This window comes from Mesorhizobium sp. 113-1-2 (assembly GCF_016756475.1).
GTDB classification, from domain to species: domain Bacteria; phylum Pseudomonadota; class Alphaproteobacteria; order Rhizobiales; family Rhizobiaceae; genus Mesorhizobium; species Mesorhizobium loti_C.
In genome coordinates this window covers 4,326,128-4,343,881 of sequence record NZ_AP023242.1, presented here as the reverse complement: position 1 = coordinate 4,343,881, position 17,754 = coordinate 4,326,128, and the positions used below count along the sequence as shown (strand labels likewise).

At 61.8% G+C, this 17,754-nt stretch carries 20 protein-coding genes, 1 tRNA gene and 1 pseudogene; 10 read left to right on the top strand and 12 right to left on the bottom strand.

Going from position 1 to position 17,754, the window contains the following annotated elements; genetic code table 11:
• The first annotated feature begins 158 nt into the window (after positions 1–158).
• The 3 genes from folE (at position 159) to JN279_RS21055 (ending at position 2,351) form a co-directional block, all read left to right on the top strand.
• Positions 159–791 carry a GTP cyclohydrolase I FolE gene (gene folE / locus JN279_RS21065; protein ID WP_096446620.1) on the top strand — a complete coding sequence of 211 codons (633 nt, stop codon included), beginning with the start codon at positions 159–161 and terminating at the stop codon, positions 789–791.
• A gap of 42 nt (positions 792–833) precedes the next feature.
• On the top strand, positions 834–1,295 hold the full coding sequence (gene hisI / locus JN279_RS21060) for a phosphoribosyl-AMP cyclohydrolase (protein WP_202350141.1): 462 nt from the start codon (positions 834–836) through the stop codon (positions 1,293–1,295).
• A gap of 84 nt (positions 1,296–1,379) precedes the next feature.
• Positions 1,380–2,351 carry a patatin family protein gene (locus tag JN279_RS21055; RefSeq protein ID WP_202350140.1) on the top strand — a complete coding sequence of 324 codons (972 nt, stop codon included), beginning with the start codon at positions 1,380–1,382 and terminating at the stop codon, positions 2,349–2,351.
• Positions 2,352–2,362: 11 nt separating this feature from the next.
• Here JN279_RS21055 and recJ read toward each other — a convergent pair whose 3' ends face one another.
• From recJ to JN279_RS21015, 8 genes are all read right to left on the bottom strand, one after another.
• On the bottom strand, positions 2,363–4,144 hold the full coding sequence (recJ, locus tag JN279_RS21050) for a single-stranded-DNA-specific exonuclease RecJ (protein ID WP_096457374.1): 1,782 nt from the start codon (positions 4,142–4,144) through the stop codon (positions 2,363–2,365).
• Positions 4,145–4,335: 191 nt separating this feature from the next.
• Entirely contained in the window at positions 4,336–4,560 is a 225-nt protein-coding gene (locus JN279_RS21045) for a DUF6434 domain-containing protein (protein ID WP_096446626.1), read from the bottom strand.
• Positions 4,561–4,633: 73 nt separating this feature from the next.
• Positions 4,634–5,617 carry a class II fructose-bisphosphatase gene (gene glpX, locus JN279_RS21040; protein WP_096446628.1) on the bottom strand — a complete coding sequence of 328 codons (984 nt, stop codon included), beginning with the start codon at positions 5,615–5,617 and terminating at the stop codon, positions 4,634–4,636.
• A gap of 204 nt (positions 5,618–5,821) precedes the next feature.
• Complete coding sequence (locus tag JN279_RS21035) at positions 5,822–5,989, bottom strand: Thivi_2564 family membrane protein (RefSeq protein ID WP_080643948.1); 168 nt, start codon at positions 5,987–5,989, stop codon at positions 5,822–5,824.
• Positions 5,990–6,053: 64 nt separating this feature from the next.
• Positions 6,054–6,413: a hypothetical protein gene (locus JN279_RS21030; protein ID WP_096446630.1), complete on the bottom strand. Its 360-nt coding sequence runs from the start codon at positions 6,411–6,413 to the stop codon at positions 6,054–6,056.
• A 125-nt stretch (positions 6,414–6,538) separates the two neighbouring features.
• Complete coding sequence (locus JN279_RS21025; RefSeq protein WP_096446632.1) at positions 6,539–7,852, bottom strand: homoserine dehydrogenase; 1,314 nt, start codon at positions 7,850–7,852, stop codon at positions 6,539–6,541.
• Between the two features lie 37 nt (positions 7,853–7,889).
• A complete protein-coding gene (locus JN279_RS21020; protein WP_096446634.1) occupies positions 7,890–9,107 on the bottom strand; it encodes an LL-diaminopimelate aminotransferase in 1,218 nt (405 codons plus the stop codon).
• 45 nt (positions 9,108–9,152) lie between these two features.
• Positions 9,153–9,545, bottom strand: coding sequence for a hypothetical protein (locus JN279_RS21015; RefSeq protein WP_244734067.1), 393 nt, complete (start codon positions 9,543–9,545; stop codon positions 9,153–9,155).
• 98 nt (positions 9,546–9,643) lie between these two features.
• Between JN279_RS21015 and phaC the strand changes: the two genes are divergently transcribed.
• The 4 genes from phaC (at position 9,644) to JN279_RS20995 (ending at position 14,422) form a co-directional block, all read left to right on the top strand.
• A complete protein-coding gene (phaC, locus tag JN279_RS21010; protein WP_096446636.1) occupies positions 9,644–11,479 on the top strand; it encodes a class I poly(R)-hydroxyalkanoic acid synthase in 1,836 nt (611 codons plus the stop codon).
• Positions 11,480–11,694: 215 nt separating this feature from the next.
• Positions 11,695–12,954, top strand: a complete 1,260-nt coding sequence (locus JN279_RS21005) for a YcbK family protein (RefSeq protein ID WP_096446638.1) — start codon at positions 11,695–11,697, stop codon at positions 12,952–12,954.
• Between the two features lie 469 nt (positions 12,955–13,423).
• Positions 13,424–13,498, top strand: a tRNA-Glu gene (locus tag JN279_RS21000).
• Between the two features lie 102 nt (positions 13,499–13,600).
• Positions 13,601–14,422: a hypothetical protein gene (locus JN279_RS20995; RefSeq protein WP_096446640.1), complete on the top strand. Its 822-nt coding sequence runs from the start codon at positions 13,601–13,603 to the stop codon at positions 14,420–14,422.
• 43 nt (positions 14,423–14,465) lie between these two features.
• Here the strand turns inward: JN279_RS20995 and JN279_RS20990 are convergent, their stop codons facing one another.
• Positions 14,466–14,660 (bottom strand): hypothetical protein, encoded by a 195-nt coding sequence (locus JN279_RS20990; RefSeq protein WP_096446642.1) that lies wholly within the window; start codon positions 14,658–14,660, stop codon positions 14,466–14,468.
• Entirely contained in the window at positions 14,657–14,977 is a 321-nt protein-coding gene (locus tag JN279_RS20985) for a hypothetical protein (protein WP_202350139.1), read from the bottom strand. The genes JN279_RS20990 and JN279_RS20985 overlap by 4 nt, the downstream gene beginning before the upstream one ends.
• Positions 14,978–15,441: 464 nt before the next feature.
• Here JN279_RS20985 and JN279_RS20980 point away from each other — a divergent pair, with 464 nt between their 5' ends.
• The 3 genes from JN279_RS20980 (at position 15,442) to JN279_RS20970 (ending at position 16,477) form a co-directional block, all read left to right on the top strand.
• Entirely contained in the window at positions 15,442–15,663 is a 222-nt protein-coding gene (locus JN279_RS20980; protein ID WP_096446647.1) for a hypothetical protein, read from the top strand.
• A 111-nt stretch (positions 15,664–15,774) separates the two neighbouring features.
• The gene (locus tag JN279_RS20975) at positions 15,775–15,987 is read left to right on the top strand and encodes a hypothetical protein (protein ID WP_202350138.1); all 213 of its coding nucleotides are present in this window, start codon (positions 15,775–15,777) and stop codon (positions 15,985–15,987) included.
• A gap of 55 nt (positions 15,988–16,042) precedes the next feature.
• Positions 16,043–16,477, top strand: coding sequence for a hypothetical protein (locus JN279_RS20970; RefSeq protein WP_096446651.1), 435 nt, complete (start codon positions 16,043–16,045; stop codon positions 16,475–16,477).
• Positions 16,478–16,494: 17 nt separating this feature from the next.
• On the opposite strand, the gene JN279_RS20965 is transcribed toward JN279_RS20970, so the two are convergent.
• Positions 16,495–16,668 (bottom strand): hypothetical protein, encoded by a 174-nt coding sequence (locus JN279_RS20965; protein WP_202350137.1) that lies wholly within the window; start codon positions 16,666–16,668, stop codon positions 16,495–16,497.
• A 222-nt stretch (positions 16,669–16,890) separates the two neighbouring features.
• A pseudogene (locus JN279_RS20960) lies at positions 16,891–17,113 on the bottom strand (hypothetical protein).
• Positions 17,114–17,754 lie beyond the last annotated feature (641 nt).

The following is a 17,754-nucleotide window of genomic DNA, read 5'->3' as shown; positions in this document are numbered from 1 at the left end:
CGGGCAGTCCGGTAACGACAAGGCGATGAGCGCCACTGTCCTGGCCGGGAAGTTCACGCCGCTTACGGGGCTGGAAACGGGGCGAGTTTCCGACACCGAAAGGTCGTGGTCCGTTCAACTCGTTCCTCCTTGGAGAGGAACTACGGGAGACGCCTTTTATGGATGCCGTCATCAAGAAATTCATGCCCCAGTCCGCCTACATGGAAAAGCCGGTCACCGACCGGCCGAGCGAAGCCGAAGTCGAGGCCGCCGTGCGCACATTGCTGCGCTGGACCGGCGACAATCCGGACCGCGAAGGGCTGATCGACACGCCCAAGCGCGTGGCCAAGGCCTACCGCGAAATGTTCGGCGGCTACGACATGTGCCCGGCCGACGAACTCGGCCGCACCTTCGAGGAGGTCGCCGGCTACGACGATCTGGTCATCGTCAAGGATATCCAGTTTCATTCGCATTGCGAGCACCACATGGTGCCGATCATCGGCAAGGCGCATGTCGGTTATCTGCCGGATGGCAAGGTGGTCGGCCTGTCGAAGATCGCGCGCGTCGTCGATATCTTCGCCCATCGCCTGCAGACGCAGGAGGCGCTGACCGCGCAGATCGCCGGTGTCATCCAGGACGTGCTCAACCCCCGCGGCGTCGCCGTCATGATCGAGGCCGAGCATATGTGCATGGCCATGCGCGGTATCCGCAAGCAGGGTTCCACCACGCTCACCTCCACCTTCACCGGCGTCTTCAAGGATACGCCCGAAGAGCAAGTTCGTTTTGTCACCATGGTGCGTGGCGGGGCGTAAGCCCGTCACCGGCATCACGGTCAACAGGAAAATAGACCGGCGATGTCGGCACTGGAATTTCCGAAAGCTCCATCAGACAAGAAGGCCTTGGAAGAAGGCGCGGTGTTGTCACCGCGCTTTGACGCCGCCGGCCTCGTCACCGTCGTCGTCACCGATGCCGAAGACGGCATGCTCCTGATGGTCGCGCATATGAATGCGCAGGCATTGGCGCTGACCTTGGAAACGGGCATCGCCCACTACTGGTCGCGCTCGCGCAACGCGCTCTGGAAAAAGGGCGAGACGTCGGGCAATTTCCAGCACATCGTCGAGATGCGCACCGACTGCGACCAGGACGCATTGTGGCTGCGCGTCAAAGTGTTGGGCCACGACGCAACCTGTCACACCGGCCGGCGTTCATGCTTTTATCGGACGGTGGGGCTTGTCGACGGCAAGGGGACGCTTCTTGACGACGGCAGCAAGCCGCTGTTCGATGCGGAAATCACGTATCGGAAACCATCAGCTTGAACCTTCTACTTCACAGCAACCACACAGATTCATCATTTCGATACGGCCCGTCCGTATATTAGCTTTGGGACAAGGGAGATCGTGATGCTCGAGTGGGCGTCATTGCGAAGCAGACCGGATGTCAGGGAGGCCAACGGCCTGACCTCTTCCGGCGGCGCACCCGAAACGAAATCTTCCAAGAAAACAGGCATTTCGCTCGCTTTGGGCGGTGGTTGCGCCAGGGGCTGGGCTCATATCGGCGTGCTGCGCGCGCTGGATGAAGCGGGCATCGAAGTTTCGATGATCGCCGGCACCTCGATCGGCGCGCTGGTCGGCGGCTGTTATCTCGCCGGCAAACTGGATGCGTTGGAAGAGTTTGCACGCAGCCTGACCAAGCGGCGCATTTTCGGCTTGCTCGATCTCAATCTGCGCGGCAGCGGCCTGTTCGGCGGCATGAAGCTAGACGCCCGTCTGCGCGAACATGTGAACGGCATCCGTTTCGAGGACCTGCCCAACCCCTTCGTCTGCGTCGCGTCGGAAATCCGCACCGGCCACGAGATCTGGCTGTCGAGCGGTTCGCTGATCACGGCCATGCGCGCATCCTACGCACTGCCTGGCGTGTTCGAGCCGGTGAGCTGCAACGGCCGTGTGCTGGTCGACGGCGCGCTGGTCAATCCGGTGCCGGTATCGGTTTGCCGTGCCTACGAGCAGCCGCTCGTCGTGGCGGTCAACCTTCACTACGATCTGTTCGGCCGCGCCGCCGTGATCAAGCACAGCGCCGGCGAACTGGTTGTCGAAAAGGACGCGCCGCGCCCCGGCCGTGTCGACGCCGAGCACCAGTCGCATCAGAGCCGCCTCGGCATCACCGGCGTCATGGTCGAGGCCTTCAACATCATCCAGGACCGCATCTCGCGCGCCAGGCTGGCGGGCGATCCACCTGATATGTCGCTGCAGCCGAAACTCAGCCATATCGGCCTCACCGAATTCCACCGTGCCGACGAGGCGATCCAGCTCGGCTACCAGGCAACAATGGCGCAGATCGGCGAACTGACCCGGCTGCAGACCGTTCTGGCTTAGCCAGCCACCCTCTACGCCCGCGCCGCATCGACAATGCGGAATTGCACCGTGCGGTTGCCGTTCCAGTGATTGGCCGACAGCGAGCCGGCCACATGCACGGTCTTGCCCCGGTTCTTGAACAGGAATTCACCAAGCACCGTATCGACGGCGCGAAAGGCGATCGCCTGGATTCGGCCGCCGCTGTCCGACTGCAATTCGCAGCGTATGTGGTTGGTGCCGACCGGCCGGGCGTCGGCCAGCTTATGACGCGGCAGCACGAAGACCGGCGCGACGTGGCCAGCGCCGAAAGGGCCGGCCTTTTCCAGCGCGTCGAGCAGGCTCAGCGTAGCGCCTTCGGCGGCAAGCGCGCCGTCGATCGCCAGGCTTTCTTCGTCCTGCAGCCGAAACACGTCGGCCGCAGCCCGCTCCTCGAAAAACGCCCTGAGCTCGCCCAGCCTGGCGCGCTCCACGGTGATGCCGGCCGCCATGCCATGGCCGCCGCCCTTGACGATCAACCCGGCATCGGCGGCCTCGCGCACCAGCCGGCCGAGATCGAAGCCCGACACCGAACGGCCCGAACCGGTACCGATGCCCACAGCGTTGAAGGCAATGGCGAAAGCCGGCCGCCGCGCGTGATCTTTCAATCGTGACGCGAGCAGGCCGACAATGCCGGGATGCCAATTGTTGCTGGCGGTGACGACAATCGCCGGGCCGTTGCCACCGGCGAGCTCGGCATCGGCCTCGGCACGCGCCGCAGCCAGCATCTCCTGCTCCATCAGCTGTCGCTCCTGGTTCAGCCGGTCGAGCGTCTCGGCGATGGTCCGCGCCTCGACCGGATCGTCCGTCGCCAGCAGCCGGCTGCCGAGCGCCGCATCGCCGATGCGCCCGCCGGCATTGATGCGCGGCCCGATCAGATAGGCGAGATGAAAGGTGCTGATCGGCTCGCCAATGCGCGACACCCGCGCCAGGGCGGCCAACCCCTCGTTCTTCTGCTGGCGGGCCATTTGCAGCCCTTTGACGACGAAGGCACGGTTGACGCCGGTGAGCGGCACCACGTCACAAACGGTGGCGAGCGCCACCAGGTCAAGCAGCGAAAGCAGGTCGGGCGGCGCGACATCGCTGAGGCCACGCAGGACTTTTGCGGTCTGCACCAAGGTGAGGAAGACGACACCGGCGGCACAGAGACGGCCTTGCCCGGAAAGATCGTCGTCACGATTTGGATTGACGACGGCAATTGCCGCCGGCAACGCACCGCCGACCTGATGATGGTCGAGCACCACGACGTCGGCGCCGGCTTCATTGGCCGCATCGACGGACACCGCGCTGTTGGTGCCGCAATCGACGGTGACGATAAGCGTCGCGCCGCGCGAGACAAGTTCGCGCATGGCATCGGGATTGGGGCCGTAACCCTCGAAGATACGGTCCGGAATATAGATTTCCGACGGTATCGAGAAATGCGCCAAAAATCGCTTCAGCAAGGCGGACGAGGCTGCGCCGTCGACATCGTAGTCGCCGAAGATCGCCACCTTTTCCCTCGCCATCACTGCCGCGGCGATGCGGGTGGCAGCCTTGTCCATGTCGGTCAGCGAGGCTGGATTGGGCAACAGGTCGCGGATCGTCGGGTCGAGGAAGCGCTCGGTCTCATCGGCGGTCACGCCGCGTCCGGCAAGCACGCGCGCGACGATGTCGGGCACACCATGGCCCTGCGCGATGGCAAGCGCGACCATATCCTGCCGCTCGGTCAGCCGGTGCTCCCAGGAGAGGCCGGTTGCCGACTGCCTGACATCGAGGAAGAGGCGCCTGTCCCCCATCATGCGCTTTGCCAATTCATGGTTGGCCGCAGGATAGTGCATATCGCCCAAAAAGTGTGCAGCGGTTTTGAGATAACGGCATGGACAAACAACAGCCTGAATCCCGTCGCCTGAACGCGACGCGCTTTAGGGCCAAAGGCGGGCAAAGCCAATCGGTTCGCGGCGGGTGGCGTCGCTGGAAAATTCAAGAAAAACTACGCTTTCCGCTTTTCAGCCTGACGCCGGATCCATTCGTCTGCGGCGTCCCCCATCGTCTTTTCCCGGCCGTCCTTGAGCCAGGCCATGAAAGGCCGGTCGAACCTGAACGCATCGCCGCATTCCCGCGTGAAAAAGCGGCGCACATTCTGGGTGTTGCGATAGGATTTGGTGACGAGCGTGGCGCGCGAGATCGGATCCGCGTGCCAGTCGAACGCATTCATCGTCAATCCTTGCGCGGCCAGGGTTCAGGTGCAGCCAAGGGCTAGCAACTGCGGTGCGGCTTCGCAAGCAAGTCTAGAACTTATCCAAATCCTGGTGCCGGGCCTTGATCTCGCGCACGGTCCGCGACGAGGAGCGCAGCACGATCGTGTGCGTGGTGATGTAGGTACGGCCGAATTTGACACCGGCCAGCATGTTGCCGTCGGTGACGCCGGTGGCGGCAAACAGCACGTCGCCGCGCGCCATGTCTTCCGCATGGTAGATCCGCTTCGGGTCGGAGATCCCCATCTTCGCCGCGCGTGCGACCTTTTCCGGCGTATCAAGGATCAGCCGGCCCTGCATCTGGCCGCCGGTGCAGCGCAATGCGGCCGCGGCCAGCACGCCTTCCGGCGCGCCGCCGGTGCCGAGATAGATATCGATGCCGGTTTCCTCCGGGTCCGTTGTGTGGATGACGCCGGCGACGTCGCCATCACCGATCAGCCGGATCGCCGCTCCCGTGGCGCGCACGGCATCGATGAGCTTGGCGTGGCGCGGCCGGTCGAGGATGCAGGTGGTGATGTCGGACACCGCGACACCCTTGGCCCGCGCCAGGCTCGCAATGTTTTCGGCCGGCGAGGCGTCGATGTCGATGACGCCCTCGGCATAGCCCGGACCAATGGCGATCTTGTCCATATAGACGTCGGGCGCGAACAGCAGGCTGCCCTTTTCGGCAATGGCGATGACGGCAAGCGCGTTGGGCAGGTTCTTGGCGCAGATCGTCGTGCCTTCGAGCGGATCGAGCGCGATGTCGACCGCCGGACCTTTGCCGGTGCCGACCTCCTCGCCGATATAGAGCATCGGTGCCTCGTCGCGCTCGCCCTCGCCGATCACCACCGTGCCCTTGATGGCAAGGCGGTTTAGCTCCTGGCGCATGGCGTCGACCGCGACCTGGTCGGCAGCCTTCTCATCGCCGCGGCCGCGCAGCCTGGCGGCCGCCACCGCGGCCCGTTCGGTGACGCGCACCAGTTCCATGGTGAGTATCCGGTCAAGGCCGGCGACGATGTTCTGGGCCACATTCATATTCGGGAAATCCTCGTTCGCATACCGCCTCCCGCGGGAGGCGCGCCTGTTTTGTCAAACGAGCATGACAACGGCAAGACCTGCCGCACGTTTTATCGAAAGGTAAGCAATATCAATCGATTGAACCACATTCCCAACAAGATTACGGCCCGGTCGGAAACGACCGGGCCGCCTTGAACAAGCACTGAGGACTGCCGTCGCGATCTAGAAAACCGCGAGATATCTGAGCAGTGAAATAATGCCGATGATGATGACGATGACCTGCACGATCTGACGCATCCTGGCGTCGAGCGGCAGGCGCTGCACCAGATAGAGAACAAGAATGATGACAAGGAATGTGATCAGAATGCCGATCAACACGGATGAAGCCATGAAGCCCTCCTTCAAATGATTTCCTGAAACGGGAGCCGGCAACGCCGGCTCAAGACCGGCGCGCTCAGTACCAGCGGCGCGACGTGTCGTTGCTCAACGACTGGCCGACGGCGATTCCGGCCAGAAAGCCGAGCAGGCCGATGACGCCGACCACGGCGGTCGTCGTGCCCGGGTTTTCGCGAGCCACGTCCGAAACCGCCTGGGCCTGGCTGCGCAGCTGCTGTGCCGTGCGCGATGCACGCGCCGCAGTCGTCTCGTAGAAATCCGAAGCCTGCTCGCTGGCATCATCGAGCATTTCCGCGCCCCGCGCCGAAATGCTCTTGTTGATCTTGGTGATCTCCTTGCGCAGCTCGGCGATCTGCTTTTCCAGGGTTTTCTGGATGTCGTCGATGCCTGGCGTGTCGGATTTGTTGGTATCGGCCATGAAGTGGCTCCCTTGGTTGCTGACCAAGAGAACGGCGCCGCAACAAATTCGTTCCGGCCTATTCGTGGCTGACCGCCATCGAGCCGACAGCAGGCGCGGAGAAATTCTTCCCCCTTGGGCGAAAACTACCCTGCCCGCTCGATGCGGATGACCTGCGGCTTGTCGGTCAGGTGACCGTCCTTGGTGATGCCGTCCACGGCCTTGCGCACGGCGGCCTCAGTGGTCTCGTGCGTGACCAGGATCACCGTCTTCTGCGCCTCGGCCTCGCCATTGACCGCGTGCTGGACGATCGATTCCAGCGAAATATCATTGTCGGCCATGCGCTTGGCGATCGCGGCGAAGACGCCGATGCGATCATGCACGGTCAGCCGGATAAAGTAGCCGCCGGCATGGCTGCGCATCTGCGCCTTCTTGTAGGGCCTGAGCTCCTTAGCCGGCCGGCCGAAGACCGGACCATGCTGGAAGCCGGGCCGGCTCTTGGCGATGTCGGCGACGTCGCCGATGACGGCCGAGGCGGTGGCGTTGCCGCCGGCGCCGGGGCCGGAGAGCAGCAGTTCGCCGAGGATGTCGGTCTCGATCGCCACCGCATTGGTGACGCCATGCACCTGCGCGATGACGGAGGCCGTCGGCACCATGGTCGGATGCACGCGCTGCTCGATGCCGCTTTCGGTGCGCTGGGCGACGCCGAGCAGCTTGATCCGATAGCCGAGATCGCCCGCCGCGCGGATGTCGGCCTGGGTGATGTTGGAAATGCCTTCCATGTAGATGTCGTTGGCGGCGATCTTGGTACCGAAGGCAAGGCTGGTCAGGATCGACAGCTTGTGCGCTGTGTCGTGGCCTTCGATGTCGAAGGTCGGATCGGCCTCGGCGTAGCCCAGCCGCTGCGCATCCTTCAGGCAGGCGTCGAACGAGATGCCCTCGGCCTCCATGCGGGTCAGGATGTAGTTGCAGGTGCCGTTGAGGATGCCGAAGACGCGGGTGACAGAATTGCCGGCCATCGCCTCGCGCATCGTCTTGATGACGGGAATGCCGCCCGCCACCGCCGCCTCGTAGTTGAGCAGCACGCCCTTCTTCTCGGCGATCTCGGCCAGCGCCACGCCATGCTTGGCGAGCAGCGCCTTGTTGGCGGTGACGACATGGCGGCCTGCTTCGAGCGCCGCTTTCACCGACAGGCGTGCCGGCCCCTCGTCGCCGCCGATCAGTTCGATGAACACGTCGATCTCGGCGCTCTGCGCCATCTTGACCGGATCGTCGAACCATTTCGCCGAACTGACATCGACGCCACGGTCGCGCTTCGGGTCGCGCGCCGAAACCGCTGACACGACAATGTCGCGCCCGCATTGCCGGGTCAGCTCCGCCGCCTTGTCGCGCAGCACGCGCGCCACCGATGCACCGACCGTGCCAAGTCCGGCAATTCCAACACGCAGAGCTTCAGCCATGGAAGGCGACGTCCCTCAAATCAGATCGAATTTTTGCTTACCGGTGGGCGGACAGCGGCACCACATTGTTGGGCTGCTTGGCGCTGCTCGACAGGAAGCGCTTGATGTTGCGCGCCGCCTGGCGGATCCGGTGCTCGTTCTCCACCAGCGCCACGCGCACGAAATCGTCGCCATGTTCGCCGAAGCCGACACCGGGCGCCACCGCCACGTCGGCGTGCTCGATGAGCAGCTTGGAGAATTCGAGCGAGCCGAGATGCTTGAACGGTTCAGGGATCGGCGCCCAGGCGAACATCGAGGCGGCGGGTGCCGGGATGGTCCATCCAGCGCGTCCGAAGGAATCGACCATCACGTCGCGGCGCTTGTGATAGATGTCACGCACCTCGGCGATATCGGCGCCGTCGCCATTCAGCGCATGCGCCGCCGCCACCTGGATCGGCGTGAAGGCGCCGTAGTCGAGGTAGGATTTCACCCGGGTGAGCGCCGAGATCAGCCGCTCGTTGCCGACGGCGAAGCCCATGCGCCAGCCGGGCATGGAGAAGGTCTTCGACATCGAGGTGAACTCGACGCAGACATCGATGGCGCCCGGCACCTGCAGCACCGAAGGCGGCGGATTGCCGTCGAAATAGATCTCCGAATAGGCAAGGTCGGACAGGATGATGATGTCGTTCTTCTTCGCGAACGCCACCACGTCCTTGTAGAAATCGAGCGAAGCGACCAGCGCCGTCGGGTTCGACGGATAGTTGAGGATCAGCGCCAGCGGCTTCGGGATCGAATGGCGAATGCCCCGCTCGACCGCCGGAATGAAGCCGTCATCGGGCTCGACCTGCAGCGAACGGATGACGCCGCCCGACATGATGAAGCCGAAAGCATGGATCGGATAGGTCGGGTTCGGGCACAGGATGACGTCGCCGGGCGCGGTGATCGCCTGCGCCATATTGGCAAAGCCTTCCTTCGAGCCGAGCGTGGCGACCACTTGCGTGTCGGGATTGAGCTTCACGCCGAAGCGGCGCTGGTAATAGGCGGCCTGGGCGCGGCGCAGACCCGGAATGCCGCGCGAGGAGGAATAGCGATGCGTGCGCGGATCGCGCACCACTTCGCACAATTTGTCGACGATGGCCTTGGGCGTCGGCAGGTCGGGATTGCCCATGCCGAGGTCGATGATGTCGGCGCCGCGCGAACGGGCGCTGGCCTTGAGCCGGTTGACCTGCTCGAACACGTAAGGCGGAAGCCGGCGGACCTTGTGAAACTCTTCCATGGCAGTTCCAGACAGCAAAAGGGGTATTGGGCGCGCGCTATATACTCATTTGCAGGTAGGGTCGAGGGTGGGATCGCATTTGCCTTCGATCTGCTCCAGCGTCTGCGGGCCATGTTTCTTGGCCAGATCGGTCAGTGCTGCCTGATTGCCGGCAGCGCCACCGGCGCTTTTGGCGCCCTGCCCGTTCTTGGCGGCCTTGAGTTCGGCGAGCTTGGCTTTGCTCTCATCCGCGGTGAATTGTTTGTTCGCCACTTGTGGCGGGATGTTAAGGTTCGGGAAGGTGCCGGTATCCTTCGGGCCTGCATTCTCGGCCATGGGCACCGGTCTACTGGTATTCGTGCTCGAACACCCGGCGATCCCCAGCAGGGCGATCGCCATGCCGACGCGACAAAAGCGTGCGGCGCCAAAAAAAACAGTCTCGCCAATATTAATCGTCATATTGTTTCCTTGGCATCCGAGGTAGAGCGAGATTGGACCCTGTTGGATGTCCCATGTTAATATGTCAAGAAAACGCCTCGGGAGGAACCCCGCGAACCATGTCCAAAACACCCGATTCGGGCAAAGCGGAACATGACGAGCCTTCGACCGTCGAGCAATATCTGGTGAAGGATCCGGAGCGCTTTGCGTTGAATATGGCGCGTATGATCGAGCAGGCCGGCAAGGCAGCCTCCGCCTGGGCCGAACCGCGCGAACGCGGCGAAGTGCGCGACCACGTCGCCGAGCCGGTCGTCGACATGGTCAAGACCTTCTCGAAACTCAGCGAATACTGGCTTGCCGACCCGCAGCGCGCGCTCGAAGCGCAGACGCGGCTGTTCGCCGGCTATATGACCGTATGGGCAAACGCCATCCAGCGCGTCAGTCCCAACGCGGAAGCACCCGACGACGCCGTCAAGCCCGATCGCGGCGACAAGCGCTTCCAAGATCCGGAATGGGGCCGCAACGCCTTCTTCGATTTCCTCAAGCAGGCCTATCTCGTCACCTCGCGCTGGGCGTCCGAACTGGTCGATCACGCCGAAGGTCTGGACGAGCACACCCGCCACAAGGCGAGCTTCTATGTCAAGCAGGTGTCCAACGCCATCTCGCCGTCGAATTTCATCCTGACCAATCCGGAACTGTTTCGCGAAACCGTCGCTTCCAACGGCGAGAACCTGGTGCGCGGCATGAAAATGCTGGCCGAGGACATCGCCGCCGGCAAGGGCGACCTGAAGCTGCGCCAGGCCGACTATTCGCCCTTCGAGATCGGCAGGAACATCGCCACCACGCCCGGCAAGGTGGTCGGTCGCAGCGATGTCGCCGAGATCATCCAGTATGATCCCGCCACCGAAACGGTGCTGAAGCGCCCGCTGCTGATCTGCCCGCCCTGGATCAACAAGTTCTACATACTCGACCTCAACCCGCAGAAATCCTTCATCCGCTGGGCGATCGAGCAGGGCCACACCGTCTTCGTCATCTCCTGGATCAATCCCGACGAGCGCCACGGCGCCAAGAGCTGGGAAGCCTATATCAGGGAAGGCCTGCAATACGGCCTCGACACGATCGAGAAGGCCACTGGCGAGCGCGACGTCAACGCCATCGGCTACTGCGTCGGCGGCACATTGCTGGCGGCGGCGCTGGCGCTGATGGCCGCCGAGGGCGACGACCGCATCAAGTCGGCGACCTTCTTCACCACGCAGGTCGACTTCACCCATGCTGGCGACCTGAAAGTCTTCGTCGACGAGGAACAGGTCGCGGCCGTGGAAAAATCGATGAACGAGAAGGGCTATCTCGACGGCACCAAAATGGCGACCGCGTTCAACATGCTGCGCTCCGGCGACCTGATCTGGCCCTATGTCGTCAACAATTACATGCGCGGCAAGGATCCCCTGCCCTTCGACCTGCTCTACTGGAATGCCGATTCGACCCGCATGGCGGCGGCCAACCACTCCTTCTACTTGCGCAATTGCTATCTCGAGAACAACCTCTCACGCGGCACGATGGAGTTGGCTGGCCGCACGGTCTCGCTCGGCGATGTCACCATTCCGATCTACAACCTCGCCTCGAGGGAAGATCACATCGCGCCGGCGCTGTCCGTCTTCCTCGGTTCGAAATATTTCGGCGGCAAGGTCGACTATGTCATGGCGGGTTCAGGCCATATCGCCGGCGTCGTCAATCCGCCCGCATCCAACAAATACCAGTACTGGACCGGCGGCGCACCGATTGGCGATTTTAGCGAGTGGGTGGCCAAGGCTATCGACCATCCGGGATCCTGGTGGCCGCACTGGCAAAGCTGGATAGAGGCCAAGGACAACACCCGCGTGCCTGCCCGCAAACCCGGCAAGCATATGAAAACCTTGGGCGATGCTCCCGGCACCTATGTGAAGGTGCGTGTGTAACGGACTGTAATGTGTGGTGAGTTGACGGCTTGTCAAAAGCGGGCGAAATGGTGTCGTCAACCATCAAGCAGCCGTAATTCGGCAATCACTGCAAAAATACTTCCAGGCTTGCGGATTTGACACAGGTCTCGTTTCCGGATCGGAGACAAAGGTCACCTCGGCGCAGACATTCAGGGCTGCGCCAAGGACATACCGACCGGACATCGAGGGGGAATTTGACTTTGAAATCAGCAGGATGGAGCCTCGCAAAGGGAGAACGCCGCGCCATCGTGGCAGCGCTCTGCTCTGTGCTCCTGGCCTCCTGCACATCGGCCGGCGACCCGACAATGTCGGTCGGCATGCCCGGCTACAACGCCTCCGCCTCGGACATCAATGCTGCCGCCACCGGCAAGCCCATCGCCACCGCCGATTCGACATCACAGACGACGACAACGCAAACGACCGTGATGAGCGAGGGCGATACGGCGCTGCCCGAAAAGGTCGCTTACGTACCTGTAGCCAAGCCGCAAGCCGCCTTCCCGCTGACGACGCCGGCCGGCGCTGAAACGATCGTGGGACAAACACCGCAGGCCTTGCAGCAGCCGGCACAGACGGCGCAGCAGACCGACGCGGTTGCGCAGAAGATCGCCGCCGCCGACGCCGCGGCGACAACGCCAAAGCCGGCCGCGGCACCTGTGATGAACAATCCGGTCTATGTGACCGCGGGTGAGGCGCCGCAAGCCGAGGCGCCGAAGAAAAAAGGCTTCCTGGCCTCCATGTTTGGCGCCACACCCGCTTCAGCCACACCCGCTCCGCTGATCAACACGCGCACCGGCGAACAGCCGGCGGTTCAGGCCAAGCCCGCGCCGGCCGCACCGGCAAAGCCGATCATCACGCTGGCCTCGGCCGACTCCACGGCAAAACCGATACAGTTGGCTTCGACCGGTGACGACGCCGGTCACATCACAGGCAGCGATGCCTTGCCCGGCGTGCGCCAGACGGCGCTGTTCGAGATCAAGCGCAAATCCGGCCTCGACGATGAAAGCGACGTCGACCTCAATGAGGACGAGGGTCCGATCGGCGGCTCCTATCAAGTCGCGTCAGCCGCCGGCATGGCCAGGCTCGCGCCCAACGGGCTGCTGAGGCAGAACGAAAGCGTCGACGTCGCCTGCCTGAAGCCGTCGCTGGTGCGCGTGCTGAAGACGATCGAAGGCCATTACGGCCGCAAGATGGTGGTCACCTCGGGCTATCGCGACCCCGCCCGCAACCGCCGTGCCAACGGCGCCAAGAACTCGCTGCACATGTATTGCGCCGCCGCCGACATCCAAGTGCCCGGCGTCTCCAAATGGGAGCTGGCGAACTACATCAGGACCATGCCGGGCCGTGGCGGCGTCGGCACCTATTGCCACACCGAATCGGTCCACGTCGACGTCGGCCCCGAGCGCGACTGGAACTGGCGCTGCCGCCGGCGCAGCGGCGGTGGCGATGACGGCTAGCGGCGGGATTTGACGGGCCGGAGCCTGTTGGCAGCCACGATCGTTCCACCAATATCGTTGCGGTGGACCATCCTGAACATTCGCGATTGGCCGAAGCGTCCCCAACTTCGTCATCCAGGGGCGCAGCAGGAGCGAAGCTCCGTCGCGAAGACCCCTGGAGCTGCTCCGCAGCCCAAGGGATCCATGCCGGGAGTCAACTGAGGAACGCAGCGGAGCAGAATTCTGCACCGTTTGCGGCGCTCCAACGTCGCGGCATGGATTCTAGGGTTTGCGCCGCGTCGCTCCGCTCCTTGCTCCATCCTAGAATGACGAAGCGATGGGCGTTTCTGCCAATCGCCAAGCCGCGCGGCCGTGATGCCCAACCCTGGCGAGATCGCCAATCTGGCAGGCGCGCAAAAAAGTTGTCCAAGGCGGCAACTGACGGGTTGCCGGTTGCGCACAACGTCAGTATAAGCCGCTTCGTCTGAGCGCGCCCATCGTCTAGCGGTTAGGACACCGCCCTTTCACGGCGGTAACAGGGGTTCGATTCCCCTTGGGCGTACCAGACCTTTCAATGACTTAGCGAATTTTGGAAGCGATGCGTCGAATATGCATCGAATAAACGCCCGGGTGTGAACATTTATTAGACTCCAGGGGGGGACGCTAGGTGGCTCAGCAGAACATCGGCACGGTGAAGAATTCCGTCGTCCAACTGATTACCGTTGGCATTTTCGGCGCCATGGTCGGAGCGGCGGTTTTGCTATTCCTGGCGGAAAAGTTCGCCGCCACCTCGGATCATGCTACCCTCCTAGCCGGCTTTGGCGGAGCGGTCATAGGTTCGGTTTTGAGCGCCTTAGTGTCTTTCATCTTGGCCAAGCAGGCCTCTGCAGAAACGCTCCTCAGGGATTTTGAGGCGCGGTTAGCAGAGCAAAAGTCGTACGTCCTTCGATTAATGGTCAAGGCGTCGGTTGTGTTGAGCGACCTGGTCGCTATCCGGAAGGCGATCGACGAATCCCTGTCGAACGCCAATGATCGAAATCTCACTGCGGAGCCGCTCTGGAAACGGGTCCTCCCTATCGTTGGCAGCTATCAGACGTTCGATATTGATGCAGCGGAGCTGTCGCCTCTGATAGCCGCCAAAGACAATGCTCTTATGCAAGCTTCAGTCACGCTATTTATGCAGCATCGGAATCTTATCGAAGCAGTTAGGGTCTATGCCGACCTTCGCGGCCGGGTGAAAGAAATCGTCGTCCACCACTTTGGCTCATCTGAAGGGGTACTGACTTCAGGTCTCACCCAGGAGCAGATGTCCAAATTGATGCCGCTGGAAATCGAGCTTGAATCATTGATCAAGACCATTCGGGCGATGCTTACCGACCTGATACCTCTGGCAGAGAAAGTCACTTTCGAAATCGGGCCAGCGATGCAAAAGTTCTTCGGCTCGCAGGATTTTCCAGTTTTCGCGCCGAAAGGCGCTGGAGAAGAATAGCCCGCCACCGGGAGGCAGCGGGCTTAAGGCATGTGACGAGCAGTCAGCCCTGCATGAGCTTGCACACGTCCTCAAGGCGGTTTGTCGAGCCGTTGAGCGCTTCGCGGACTGGCGTCAAAACGCCGTCGTCCTCGAGGTCAACCGTATTGCCCATCGCCAGCCAGATAGTGCGGAGCTCGTCCCCGATCTGGTGCAGATGGTCGATGGCGTCGACTGGTATCGTGCGCGTGGCGCTCATGACTGCCCCTCCAGATAGGCCACCACAGCGGCAAGCAGCGGAGCGACCATCGGATTTGTCGCACAGCCTTCATTCTCGTCGACGGCCAGCCTGAGCGCTTCCAGGGCGCTCCTGTGCGTGGTCGCCGGCGCCTCCCATTCCTCGATCCCGGTCATCGGCGGGCCGTACGTCTGTTCGGCGTAGGCGTCGGCCGCATCGCCCTCGGGGGCGTTGGCGTTGTAATCAGCCAGGCTGGCACGATAGGCCCCGATCGCATCGAGGAGTGGGTCAGCGGGCTCAACAGGCGCCGCCGGGATCCTTCCAAAATCAGGAAACACTTTTGGCGACGTCTGGACGGCGGCAGCGCCGCGGTCGAGCCTCCAACGGCAGCGAAGGGCCAAGCAAGGCGCGGCGGGAAAATCTCCCAATGATCGGCATTACCTCGGCAGCGGGCATAGCTTCGCCGGCGGCCGGAACAGTGGTGTTCGGCATGGTCGTGAATCTCCAAGTGGTGATATTTACACCATTTACAATACGATTATCACCGGTTTGCTGTCAATGGTGATTGGTGATAAAAACACCACATGAAGCCAGTTCAATGCCGTATGGGGCGTGCAGCTCTCAATTGGAGCACTCTCGACCTTGCCAAGGCAGCTGGCGTTGGAGGGAATACCGTCAACCGTTTTGAGGCTGGCCAGGATGCTCGCGTCAGCAGCGTGGACAAGATGCGCGCGGCCCTCGAATCGGCCGGCGTTGAGTTCATCCCTGAGAACGGCGGCGGAGTTGGCGTGAGGCTGAGGAAATGACCCCGGAACAAGAGGCACATATCGAGCGCCTCAAAAAGAGACGTCCGCAGGCTCTTGGCGTTCTTCTGGTGGGGCTTCCCTTGGCTCTCTTGCTTGTAAAGTTCTGCAAGGCCGAAGGATGGAATGGGCGGATATATGTGCCCATCGTAACCGTCATTTCGATCCTCATCGGCCGCGTCTCAACCGTGCTTGTGCAGCGGTTAGTGGCTAAGAAGTAAAGCGACTCTCTCATTCGCCGATATCGTCGAGCGCTCCCTTCGGGGAGCCCGCTTGCGCGCCGCTATGGCTAGGCGCACACTGCAAAACGGATGCAAATGTGGGGAAGCAAAGTGGCAACTACTGTGTTTTTCGACAAGGTTATTCGAGATGTAGAAGAGCCGTCGACCGCCATCGCAATTGAGTTCGGACGTTCATCTGCGTACGGCCAAAATCTCATGTATTTTACCCTGGACGATAAAATGGTCATCGTTGACGAAAAAACAGGTCGAGAGATCTACGACGCTATGCAGCGCCTAGCTGCCTATTTGAGTTACGACATGTAAGCATTGGCATCCAAACCGGGAGGGGGAAACCGATGGCACTGGTAACTTGTGGAGAATGTGGTCGCGAATCTCGGACAAAGCTGCGAACTGTATAGGCTGCGGTGCTCCGATCGAAGCGGCCGGCAATAAAGCAGCCCAACCGACAAAGGCTCAGCTTCAGCCTGACGGTACATTCATCGGCACTAAAGCACTCCTTGTGAGGCTAGCAGCGAAGGCAGTGCTACAGATCGGATGGAGACTCGACAACGCGGACGAACAGGCTGGCCTTGTCGCCTTTACCACTGGCGTGACTTGGGGATCTTGGAGCGGAGTATCAGGAACCGTTTATATCGAGGATATGGGCAACAACGGTTTCCGCCCTGTCGGGTCGGCAAAGCAGAACGTGCGCGGCGGCGCCATGTTGTCCCTAAACCTATTTAATGAAGCAGAGAGCAAGATAGAGCGCATTATTGAAGTGATGCGCTCTCTGGCCAATGACGAATGGAGATAGGAAGACGGGGTGCGCTTTTAGCGCTTCTTCGGCTTCGGCGTGATCTCCTCGACCCGAGCCTTCGCGCCGTCCTGAAGCATCGCCTGCTCCAGCGCCCGGGCTTCGCCTTCATCCTTTGTGGTCAGGATTGTGCGCCAGTGCGCCTTGTCGAAGACGCTCGCGATGTAGGTTGTGACCGGCTTGTCAGTCATCTTTCCCCTGGGCACTCAAGACGGTGCATCCGCCTTAACGCTTATTCAATTCGCATATATTAGAACACGCTAATGCGATTCTCCATTCTGCTTTTTTGCTTGGGGGCCTTCTTCTGTTGGGATTTCGCCGCCAACAACGGCGAATTCACCACTAGGCTTGGCATGCAAGTTGCCAACCTGATGCAGAAGTCAGGGATTTGACGCCGGCCAGGCACGGGATCGCTAGGCCGAACCGCCACCAAACCAGCGGATGAACTCAACCTCCTTGCCGGTCACTTCCCGAACGGTCTTCAACAGCGCTTCATGCAGGACACGCGTTGCCCGGTAGTGCTCGCAGTGTGGCGATACAAAAGGCTTGATGATGCTCTTGTGCAGCGCTTCCGCCACCTCCAGAAAGCACTCGATTTCAGCCTCGGTAACTGCTTGAGGGTTTTGATCCGGCCATTGGCGATCTCCGTTTTGAGAGGTTCGCGGTAACGAGAGGATTATCTTCCTCGCCGAGGTCGAACTCGCAAGAGGGAGGATGCAGTTGTCAATTGCGGTAGCCTGGATAATCAGACCGTCAAGCCCCTCCCGGCGGCCTTTCCACCGTAGCCGGTGCCTAGGTCAACCCGCCTCTAAAGGCCAGTTTTGATCCACGGATCGGTGTCGTATCCCAGGCGCGGCTTTTCCGGCGTTGTTCCGTCCGGCAATTTGGCTGTTCCGGTCAAGTTGCAGTCCAACTCTGGCCTCGGCTTCTTGCTCGAATGTTTCGTAGAGCATAGGGCCGTAGCATCACTGACCGCGACCTTCTTCTCCTTGGCAACGGCGACACCAGTCGCAGCGACCAAGAGTACGGCGCAAAATATAACCACTTTCATCGCACTTCCCCACGGTTTCGCATCCCCAGATGCTGGGAGTGACGTTACGTCACTTTTATATTAGCGCAAGCGAATATTAGCCTCTTGGCCCGCTCCTGCCGGTACACCGTGGTCGGCGACGACGCCCGGGCAAGCCCGACGGTCTAGAAAGGCCTCGCCAGCGCGCGTTCTGTCCGGCCTCTGTCCTACGTCGCCGCATCGTCCCTCATGTCTTGGTGGCTGCCTG

Coding starts and splice junctions, on each gene's coding strand:
- JN279_RS20970 (WP_096446651.1), top strand. CDS start 16,043: ATGTGGTCGCGAATCTCGGACAAAGCTGCGAACTGTATAGGCTGCGGT.
- glpX (WP_096446628.1), bottom strand. CDS start 5,617: ATGAATGTGGCCCAGAACATCGTCGCCGGCCTTGACCGGATACTCACC.
- JN279_RS21020 (WP_096446634.1), bottom strand. CDS start 9,107: ATGGAAGAGTTTCACAAGGTCCGCCGGCTTCCGCCTTACGTGTTCGAG.
- JN279_RS21030 (WP_096446630.1), bottom strand. CDS start 6,413: ATGGCCGATACCAACAAATCCGACACGCCAGGCATCGACGACATCCAG.
- JN279_RS21035 (WP_080643948.1), bottom strand. CDS start 5,989: ATGGCTTCATCCGTGTTGATCGGCATTCTGATCACATTCCTTGTCATC.
- JN279_RS20965 (WP_202350137.1), bottom strand. CDS start 16,668: ATGACTGACAAGCCGGTCACAACCTACATCGCGAGCGTCTTCGACAAG.
- JN279_RS20980 (WP_096446647.1), top strand. CDS start 15,442: ATGACCCCGGAACAAGAGGCACATATCGAGCGCCTCAAAAAGAGACGT.
- recJ (WP_096457374.1), bottom strand. CDS start 4,144: ATGATGGGGGACAGGCGCCTCTTCCTCGATGTCAGGCAGTCGGCAACC.
- JN279_RS21045 (WP_096446626.1), bottom strand. CDS start 4,560: ATGAATGCGTTCGACTGGCACGCGGATCCGATCTCGCGCGCCACGCTC.
- JN279_RS21025 (WP_096446632.1), bottom strand. CDS start 7,852: ATGGCTGAAGCTCTGCGTGTTGGAATTGCCGGACTTGGCACGGTCGGT.
- hisI (WP_202350141.1), top strand. CDS start 834: ATGTCGGCACTGGAATTTCCGAAAGCTCCATCAGACAAGAAGGCCTTG.
- folE (WP_096446620.1), top strand. CDS start 159: ATGGATGCCGTCATCAAGAAATTCATGCCCCAGTCCGCCTACATGGAA.
- JN279_RS21015 (WP_244734067.1), bottom strand. CDS start 9,545: ATGACGATTAATATTGGCGAGACTGTTTTTTTTGGCGCCGCACGCTTT.
- JN279_RS20990 (WP_096446642.1), bottom strand. CDS start 14,660: ATGAGCGCCACGCGCACGATACCAGTCGACGCCATCGACCATCTGCAC.
- phaC (WP_096446636.1), top strand. CDS start 9,644: ATGTCCAAAACACCCGATTCGGGCAAAGCGGAACATGACGAGCCTTCG.
- JN279_RS21055 (WP_202350140.1), top strand. CDS start 1,380: ATGCTCGAGTGGGCGTCATTGCGAAGCAGACCGGATGTCAGGGAGGCC.